The sequence below is a fragment of the Sphingomonas sp. genome (assembly GCF_013812825.1).
GTDB lineage: Bacteria > Pseudomonadota > Alphaproteobacteria > Sphingomonadales > Sphingomonadaceae > Sphingomicrobium.
In genome coordinates, this window is the sequence record NZ_JACCSU010000044.1 from 1 (window position 1) to 6729 (window position 6729).

General features: G+C 65.3%; 11 protein-coding genes. 9 read left to right on the forward strand and 2 right to left on the reverse strand.

From position 1 onward, the window contains the following. The 3 genes from H0T81_RS05660 to cutA form a co-directional block, all read left to right on the forward strand. On the forward strand, positions 1 to 136 hold a 136-nt coding region (locus tag H0T81_RS05660), incomplete at its 5' end, for an SWIB/MDM2 domain-containing protein (protein WP_366474091.1). Positions 137 to 260: 124 nt separating this feature from the next. Then, positions 261 to 1325 (forward strand): COX15/CtaA family protein, encoded by a 1065-nt coding sequence (locus H0T81_RS05665; protein WP_294010768.1) that lies wholly within the window; start codon positions 261 to 263, stop codon positions 1323 to 1325. After that, positions 1322 to 1681: a divalent-cation tolerance protein CutA gene (cutA, locus tag H0T81_RS05670; protein WP_294010771.1), complete on the forward strand. Its 360-nt coding sequence runs from the start codon at positions 1322 to 1324 to the stop codon at positions 1679 to 1681. The genes H0T81_RS05665 and cutA overlap by 4 nt, the downstream gene beginning before the upstream one ends. Before the next feature lie 3 nt (positions 1682 to 1684). On the opposite strand, the gene H0T81_RS05675 is transcribed toward cutA, so the two are convergent. Continuing rightward, positions 1685 to 1909 (reverse strand): hypothetical protein, encoded by a 225-nt coding sequence (locus H0T81_RS05675; RefSeq protein WP_294010773.1) that lies wholly within the window; start codon positions 1907 to 1909, stop codon positions 1685 to 1687. A 150-nt stretch (positions 1910 to 2059) separates the two neighbouring features. Between H0T81_RS05675 and H0T81_RS05680 the strand changes: the two genes are divergently transcribed. Further along, positions 2060 to 2317 carry a hypothetical protein gene (locus H0T81_RS05680; protein WP_294010776.1) on the forward strand — a complete coding sequence of 86 codons (258 nt, stop codon included), beginning with the start codon at positions 2060 to 2062 and terminating at the stop codon, positions 2315 to 2317. Beyond that, positions 2295 to 2495 (forward strand): hypothetical protein, encoded by a 201-nt coding sequence (locus H0T81_RS05685; protein ID WP_294010779.1) that lies wholly within the window; start codon positions 2295 to 2297, stop codon positions 2493 to 2495. Before H0T81_RS05680 ends, H0T81_RS05685 begins: the two co-directional genes overlap by 23 nt. 33 nt (positions 2496 to 2528) lie before the next feature. Here H0T81_RS05685 and H0T81_RS05690 read toward each other — a convergent pair whose 3' ends face one another. Next, positions 2529 to 2759 carry a hypothetical protein gene (locus H0T81_RS05690; RefSeq protein WP_294010781.1) on the reverse strand — a complete coding sequence of 77 codons (231 nt, stop codon included), beginning with the start codon at positions 2757 to 2759 and terminating at the stop codon, positions 2529 to 2531. A gap of 735 nt (positions 2760 to 3494) precedes the next feature. Between H0T81_RS05690 and H0T81_RS05695 the strand changes: the two genes are divergently transcribed. The 4 genes from H0T81_RS05695 to H0T81_RS05710 all read left to right on the forward strand — a co-directional run. Next, complete coding sequence (locus H0T81_RS05695; RefSeq protein WP_294010783.1) at positions 3495 to 3710, forward strand: hypothetical protein; 216 nt, start codon at positions 3495 to 3497, stop codon at positions 3708 to 3710. 172 nt (positions 3711 to 3882) lie between these two features. After that, positions 3883 to 5163: a cyclopropane-fatty-acyl-phospholipid synthase family protein gene (locus H0T81_RS05700; protein ID WP_294010784.1), complete on the forward strand. Its 1281-nt coding sequence runs from the start codon at positions 3883 to 3885 to the stop codon at positions 5161 to 5163. Positions 5164 to 5219: 56 nt separating this feature from the next. Beyond that, complete coding sequence (locus tag H0T81_RS05705) at positions 5220 to 6131, forward strand: hypothetical protein (protein ID WP_294010787.1); 912 nt, start codon at positions 5220 to 5222, stop codon at positions 6129 to 6131. 402 nt (positions 6132 to 6533) lie between these two features. Beyond that, positions 6534 to 6729: hypothetical protein (locus H0T81_RS05710; protein WP_294010789.1), on the forward strand; the 196-nt coding region annotated here is incomplete at its 3' end.

The following is a 6729-nucleotide window of genomic DNA, read 5'->3' on the forward strand; positions in this document are numbered from 1 at the left end:
CATCAAAAAGAACAATCTCCAGAATCCCAAGAACAAGCGCGAGATCCTCGCCGACGACAAGCTTCGCCCCGTGTTCGGCAAGGATCGAGTGACGATGTTCGAGATGAACAAGCATCTCTCGAAACACTTGAGCTGAGGCAGGAGCCACTGCCAATCCAGTGTCCGCTTTCGGCCGATCGCGGACATTCGGCCGGGGCAATCGCTCCGGCGGCCGCCCGACGCATCTTGCCCCGATCCGGCGCGGCGCATAGGCGCTGGCCATGGACTCCGCGCTTCCGTCCGAGCTCGCGACGCCGCGCCCGCGCCCGCGCCCTCTAGCGCAGTCCAACTGGCTGTTCGCCGTCGCTTATCTGATCTTCGCGATGGTCGTGATCGGCGGCATCACCCGGCTGACGGGGAGCGGCCTTAGCATCACCGAGTGGCGGCCGATCACCGGCGCGATCCCGCCGCTGTCCGAGGCCGACTGGGCGCGCGCGTTCGAGCTCTACCAGGCGACCCCCGAGTACAAGCAGGTCAACGGTCCCGCCGGCATGGACCTCGCCGCTTTCCAGCGCATCTATTTCTGGGAATGGCTGCACCGCCTGATGGGCCGCATCATCGGCCTCGCCTTCGCGCTTCCGCTCGCCTGGTTCGCCCTGAAACGAGCGATCCCTGCCGGCTACGCCTGGAAGCTCGCCGGCCTGCTCCTGCTCGGCGCCGCGCAGGGCGCGCTCGGCTGGTACATGGTGATGTCCGGGCTCGCCGACCGCACCGACGTCAGCCATTTGCGATTGAGCGCGCATTTGCTGCTCGCGTTCGCCATCATGGGCGCGTTGATCTGGGTCGCGCTCGACCTGCGCCGGCTCGCCGTCACCGGCACCGACCGGCCCGCGCGGCTCACCCCGCTGTCGGCGGCGGTGCTCGCGATCCTGTTTGTGCAAATCCTCTACGGCGCCTGGGTCGCCGGCCTCGGCGCCGGCCAGGTCGCCAACAGCTGGCCATTGATGAACGGCCGCTTGGTTCCCGACGGCATCGACTGGTCGCTCGGCGCCGCGCACACACTCACCCACGACCCGTTCCTGGTCCACTTCATCCACCGCTGGTGGGCGTGGGTGGTCGTCGTCGCCCTGGTGATCTTCGTCCGCAAGGTCCGCCGGCTCGATCCGCCCACGGGCCGCCGCGCCTCGATCGCCATCCACTCGGCGTTCGGAACCCAGATCCTGCTCGGAATCGCCACCGTCCTGACCGGGGTCGCGCTGTGGCTCGCAGTGCTTCACCAGGCGGTCGGAGCGGTGCTGGTCGTCGCCACGGTCTGGGGCGCGCATGTGCTGGGCAGCCGCCCATGACCGTCGTCTCGGTCTACGCGATCTTCGCCGATGCCGAGGAGGCGGAGCGCATCGGCCGCCAGATGGTCGAGGAGCGCCTCGCCGCCTGCATCAACATCCTTGGCCCCTGCCGCTCGATCTACCGCTGGCAAGGCGCGGTCGAGACGGCCGACGAGGCCGCCGCGATCTTGAAGACCAGCCGAGCCATGGCCGACGCCCTCATTGCGCGGATCGCGGAGCTGCACAGCTACGACGTTCCGTGCGTGACCGTGTGGCCGATCGACAAGCTGCTGGTCGACTATGCGGAGTGGATCGAGGGCAGCGTCGGCCAGGCCGGCGCCGGCCTCACATCACCGACCAAAAACGTCACCGACTAAACGTCAGCGGAGGAACCAATCGATCACCGCGAGGAGCGCGGCGAGGCCGCTCAGCGCGAACGCGATGGCGGTCGCCCGGGCCGCCGACTTGACGCGCTTCGAGTGCACTCCGACGCGCCCCGCGGTCGGCTCCTCCTCGGTCTCGCTGACCACCTTCCACCACGCGGCCGCCGCCGCCAGCAGGACCAGGGCGCTGAAGAAAGCGACGACATAGCTGAGCTCACGCATCCGCGCACCCTGGGCCACGGACGGGTCGTCGGCAAGCCACGGCTGTCCAAACGCGATCGCGACGCGTATCACCGTCCCATCGCCGATACCGTCCAGCGAGTCGCCGACCGAGAGACATTTGAGAGCTCCCCGCAGATCAGGAGCTTGTCGATGTTGGACTACAGCCGGGAATATTATGAGGACCGCAGCGCCAAGGCGCGCGCCAATGCGGCCGGGGCCGCCAGCCCGAGGATCGCCGCCATCCATCTGAACCTGGCCGCCGAATACGACCGGATCGCGAGCACCAAGCCGGACGACGGCTCGGCAGGTTCGCCCAAGTCGGCCGCCTCGACATGGGCTCCGGCGCTGCAAATCGCGGCCGGCAACATCGAACCGGGAGCCTCCGATGGCCGCGAACAGCGCCGTTGAGCGCGCCTTCCAGCTCGCTGGAAGCTGCGCGACGCTCGAGGAGATCCGGCGGACTCTGCGGGCGGAGGGCTACGCCTCGGTCGACGCCCATCTGGCCGGCCGGATGATCCGCGGCCAGCTGTCGCTGCTGCTGGGCGGCAAAAAGGCGGGAGGTCCTGCTCCCGCCTCCATTGTCTAGCCAACCGTGCGGCGATCGAGCGGTGTAGGGCTCTCAAGCCTGAAGTGCACGCCGAGCTGCCTCGGACCGTACCAGGCCTGGTGACGGTCGCGAGGACAGCTTGGCCACCAGCCGCTGGCCCTGCCAGATTTCGCACAGCGAGTCGGGGTGCTGGGCCTCGACCTGCGCGATGGCGTCGTCATCGCTCTTAGCCTCGAACCACTCGGCGCTGTGCAGCTGGCCGACGCGATCGAGGCAATAGTAGCGGTAGGATCCTTGGGTCATTCGAGTGCCCCTGGTCAGCGGGAGCTCTCATCCGTCTCTCGGTCGCGACTTGCCAAGATACCGTCGCGATGTCGACAGGCTACGGCCGTCGATTCGGCTGCGCAATTACCTGGGTTAGGCTGTCGTTCCGGGACCGAACGCAAGCGCTGGACTTGCCGGTTGGCGAGGCGCACTATTCGGCTCGACTCGAGCGCCGTCCCGACCCCCAGTCCGGGCAGCGCCGGTCGATCGAAAGGCGGCCCGGCAAATCCCCGTTGGGCCGCTTTTTGCTGTTCGGGGTTTTTGCTGTTCGGCGCGCCCCTCGCGGCCTCAACCGCCCTCGCCACGCTGGGCAAACTCATCGTTCCCGCGACGGCGGCCAGCCGACTTCCTGCAGCCTCCTGGAAGGTTCGGAGACCGCCGCGCTCGCGGGACGCTCTAGAGCCCCTTTGCGTTGCGGACCGCTTTCACCATGCAACCCATGGAAAACACCGTCAGCGCCGCAGCTATCCACCACAGGTAAGCCATATCGTCCCCCCCGAGTCGCGTGCCCGACATTAACAGAAACTAACCGGTGGATTGCTTGAATTTTCGCCGGTGAAAACGCGCACCCTTTGGCTGCTGCCTCATGCAACCGTTGCAATGTTTTGCTGCAACGGTTGCGTCGGTCGCTGCACCTTCCCGGGCTGCGGTTTCTGATGACGATGCTCAACTCCAGACGGATCGTGGATCCGTCCTGGGGACGAGGAAAAATCGATGGCAACCTACAAGCTCCTGGCATTCGCCTTCGTCTGCGCTCCGAGCGTGTTCGCCTCGTTGAGTGCTTGCGAGGACAGCCCCACCCGAACGGCCACCGGAGAAGAGATCGAGGCAGCGGTTCAACAGGCAGAGCGCGAACGAGCCGAAGCAAGAGCCCAGCGGCCGCTGCGGCCTGCCGATCGGACCGTGCTCGCGTCGGCACTGCCTTATTAGTCGAGTCCCGGACCGCAATCGCATCGAAGCCCGGAAACTGTATCGCTGGCCCCGTCACGCCCCGGTGACGCGCGGGAGTGAAGCAACTCCGGCATCCCCCGTGCCGTCGGCCAAGGTTGTCAGCGCGTTTTCAATCCTTCATTTCGAGCCGTAACAGGGGCGGAGGGAACAGATGTGGCTGCTCGACAGGATGCTGCGCACGGCCATCCACCGCGGCCAGTTGACCGTCATCGACCATGCCGGGAAAAGCTATCGCTACGGCACTCCAGACCCGATTTTTCCCAAGCCGATCTGCGTCAGGCTGACGGATCGCCACGTCGCGTTCCAGATCGTCAAGGATGCGCGGCTCTTCGCGGGCGAAGCCTACATGGATGGGCGTCTGACCGTTGAACAAGGGGACATCCGGGACCTTAGTCTTCTCGCCTCTTACAATGCGCCTTGTGCCGACAACGGCTGGCTGCGGCCGAAGAGCACTCTCAGCAAGGCAGCTGCAGCTCTTGGCGGGCGGCTCGACCGGTTCAACTGGCGACAAAGGTCGCGCCGAAACGCCGAGCACAGCTACAATCTGACGAGGCGGCTTTACGAGCTGTTCCTCGACGAGGACCGGCAATACACCTGCGCCTATTACCGCGACCCCGCCAACAGCCTCGAGCAAGCCCAGCTCGACAAGAAAGCGCACATCGCCGCCAAGCTGAACCTGCAACCCGGAATGCGCGTGCTCGACATCGGCTGCGGCTGGGGCGGCCTGGCACTCTATTTGCACCGCCACTACGACGTCGATGTGCTCGGCGTCGGCCTTGCACCCGACCAGATCGACGTGTGCCGTGAGCGCGCCGCACAGGCGGGCATGTCCGACCGCGTGAAGTTCGAGCTCATGGACTACCGGGACGTCGAGGGTCAGTTCGACCGCATCGTCAATGTCGGATTGATCGAGCATTTGGGCACGCCCCATCACCCGGGCTTTTACGCGAAATGCAGCTCCCTCCTTGCTCCCGATGGAGTGATGGTCTCGCACTGCTGCGGCCGAACGGGCCCGCCCGGCGTGACGGACCGATGGACTCGCAAATATGTTTTTCCCGGCGGTTATATCCCTGCGCTGTCGGAGCTGGTCTCTCAGGCCGAACGGCACAAGTTGATCGTGTCGGATGTCGAGACGCTACGGACTCACTATGCCCTCACCCTGCAGCAATGGTACGAGCGGACGAATGCTGCTCGGGATGAAATCATCCAGCTTTATGATGAGCGCTTTTTCCGTTTGTGGCAGTTTTACCTGGCGGGAGCCGAAGCCGGGTTCCGCTACGGGCCTTTCGTCAACTTTCAGCTGCAGTATCTGAAGCGGCGGGACGCGGTGCCAATCACCCGCGAATACATGCATGAGGAGGAGGCCCGCCTCAGGGCGTCCGACACTGCTCCCGAATGGCAACTCGCACGTCCCCTTCAGGCGGCAGAATAGCAGCCGTTTCGAGCATGTCCTTGCCCAGCACGTAAGGCGTTGCATGCGCGGGGCTGATGCGTGATGGTGCCGTGATGGTGGGGAAAGAGGAATTTGCGCCACGTTTTCGGCTGGCCCTGCAAGCGCTCGGGCTCAGCCGGGGCCGAGCCGCATCCCAGCTGCGCGTGGACAAGTCCCTCGTCGGCCGGTGGGCAAGCGGCTCGATCTGCCCGTCGGAACACAATCTCGCGGAGATCACCAGGTTCGTCGCGACCCAGGTAGCCGGGTTCACAATGCTCGACTGGCAGCGAGACCTTGCTTCGTTCGCCGCTCTGTTGAACGTGGACCTGCCCGACGGTCTGGTCGCAGCGCCGGACGAAACGATCCCGAGCCTGCCGCTCAAATGCCTGGTGCACGCGCAGGCTGAAACCGCGCGGAAGATCGCAACCTATTCCGGATTCTGGCGATCGACGCGACCCTCTGCGATCATGCCGGGCAAGCTGTTCTTCGGTTACGGCATATTTCGGCCAAGTCCGAGCGGGTTCCTGGAAGTGCGAGTGGGCAGTTCCGGCCTGTCGTTCGATGGGTGGGGCTTTGTCAGCGAGGGGAATCTGTTCGCCTGCCTCTCGGACAGCATGGGGTGCACCCCCCTCTTCTTCATTTTCAAAGGCGTCCCGCTGCCCAAAGCCATGTTCCTCGACGGGCTGCTGATGCTCTCCGGATTCGACGCGGCTCGAACACCGAGCGCCGTGCCGGTGATCATCGAGCGGATTGGCGACCTGACCGGAGACGACGAAGCCGACGAAGCGACCTACGCAGAGTTGCTGCAGCGCGATTCAACCGCCGATGCTGTGGTCCCGGACACCGTGCGCCGCCATCTCCTGCGTGACATAGGCCCATCCGCCGCGGCCGCCGGAGGCGACATGTTCCTGCTCGCGTCGGGAACGCTTTCCCGGGGAGCCAGCCCGTCCGGCGATCTTGAAGGATAGCAGCTCGATCTGCTGATCGGCAGAAACTCGGCGATCTGGCTAACGGCAGTGCCTTCGCGTGCAACCCTTGCACTTGATTGCTGCAACGGTTGCGTCGCTCGCTGCACCTTCCGCAGCCACCGATCTCATGACCATCTTCAACCGAGAGATGGCTCAATGGGGGCTTCGGACATGTTGACCAATGAACGAGCAGTGGGCCCGGCGGCTCTATCGAGCGGTTGGCGCCGCCGCGGCAGAAAACTCGAGCCTTGGCTTCTTGGACTGGCCGGCTTTCTGCTGACTTCAGCAGCGCTGCTGCATAACGCCGCGGAGTCAGCCGGGACGGGGCTTCCAGCGATGGCACTGCACCTCAGCGGAGTTGGCGCCGGTTGAGCCGGTGACGGCTCGGGTAAGGGGGATCCAATGAAAAACAAGCTCACGCTATGCCTGGTTGTCGCCTCTCTGGCATTGCAGGGCTGCTCATCGCGGCCGCGCGAGTTCGCACCGACGCTGGCCGTCGCCACCGCCGACCGGGCCGCGTTCGACGCCGATTATGAAACCTGCCGAGAGCTGCTGGTCGCCGGCAAGCTCGACACGAGCGGCCGGGTCGGGTCGGCGG